The following is a 585-nucleotide window of genomic DNA, read 5'->3' as shown; positions in this document are numbered from 1 at the left end:
GTTGGTGCTCGTGGAGGGGTGGGCCACGACGACGTAGCCGTTGGCGTCCAGCTCCACCTGCCCGCGGAGCAGCTCGGAGCGGGGGTCGTGGCCGATGGCGATGAACAGACCGGTCGCGTCCATCCGCCGGGTCTGGCCGGTCACGGTGTCCTTGAGCGTGATGCCCTCGAGACGGTCCTCGCCGTGGATCTCCTCCACGACCGAGTTCCACTCGATCTCCAGCTTCGGGTCGGCGAAGGCCCGCTCCTGCATGATCTTGGAGGCGCGCAGCTCGTCGCGGCGCACGATGAGCGAGACCTTCGACCCGAACCGGGTCAGGAAGGTGGCCTCCTCGATCGCGGAGTCGCCGCCGCCGACGACCGCGATGTGCTGCTCGCGGAAGAAGAAGCCGTCGCAGGTCGCACACCACGAGACCCCACGGCCGGACAGCTCGTCCTCGCGGGGCAGCCCGAGCTTGCGGTAGCCCGAGCCGGTGGCGAGGACGACCGCGCGAGCGGTGTGGGTGGAGGTGGCGGTCCTGACGACCTTGACGTCACCGGTGAGGTCGACCTCGACGACGTCGTCGGGCACCAGCTCGGCCCCGAA

The 585-nt window shown here is 69.9% G+C and carries 1 protein-coding gene; it reads right to left on the bottom strand.

The features are described from left to right. Positions 1-585, bottom strand: a 585-nt coding sequence (locus tag ACSMHG_RS19545) for an NAD(P)/FAD-dependent oxidoreductase (protein ID WP_435748257.1), incomplete at both ends; no start/stop codon positions are given.

The organism is Nocardioides ureilyticus, assembly GCF_051280745.1.
Classification (GTDB): domain Bacteria; phylum Actinomycetota; class Actinomycetes; order Propionibacteriales; family Nocardioidaceae; genus Nocardioides.
The sequence above is the reverse complement of the archived record's forward strand: the minus strand, read 5'-3'. Positions and strand labels throughout refer to the sequence as shown.